This window comes from Pseudomonas lactucae, from assembly GCF_016937615.1.
Classification (GTDB): Bacteria; Pseudomonadota; Gammaproteobacteria; order Pseudomonadales; family Pseudomonadaceae; genus Aquipseudomonas; species Aquipseudomonas lactucae.
The window spans coordinates 1-610 of sequence record NZ_JAFHKI010000175.1; the positions used below are offsets into that span (position 1 = coordinate 1).

At 59.0% G+C, this 610-nt stretch carries 1 protein-coding gene; it reads left to right on the forward strand.

Going from position 1 to position 610, the window contains the following annotated elements:
• The coding region (locus tag JWR98_RS26370) for a DUF6531 domain-containing protein (protein ID WP_225908869.1) at nt 1–610 on the forward strand (610 nt) is incomplete at both ends.

Sequence of the window (610 nt, forward strand, 5' to 3'; positions counted from 1 at the left end):
GTGAGGTGTTGATCAATCTGTTCCTGATCTGGGCGACTCGAGGCATGGGCGTGCAGATTCGCCTCGGCGTTCAGGTGTTGGGGTCTATCAAATCCGGGCGGGCGCGCAAATGGCTTGAAATGCTCGCCGATCAGTTGGTGGGGCCCAAGCTGGAGATGCATGCAGAGGCGGCTAAACCTTTGCTGCTGGGCAGTGCGGCGACGCCGGTCAAGACGGTTCCGGTTGCACCGTTGAAAGTTGGGGAGCAGGTGGTTTCGAACCCTGTTCCGTTGGTTCGTAACAAGTCCCAGCAGACGGTTTTGGTTCGGCAGGAGCATGTCGACGATGTGCCTGTTTCGGGGAAAAACCCGAACGGGGATGCGGCGGCGGCTTCGGATAAGACCGTGACTAATGGCTGCCCGGTGTCGATGGTGACCGGGGAAGAATTGCTCACCCTGACCGACGGTGTGCTGGACGGGATTTTGCCGTTTGAGTGGACGCGGCTGTATCGCACCAGTGCGGTGGAAGTGGATGTAGGGTTGGGGTTTGGTTGGAGCCATTCACTGGCGCAGCGGCTTTCTGTTTCGGGCGATTCGGTGGTGTGGACGGATCATGAAAACCGCTCGACTGA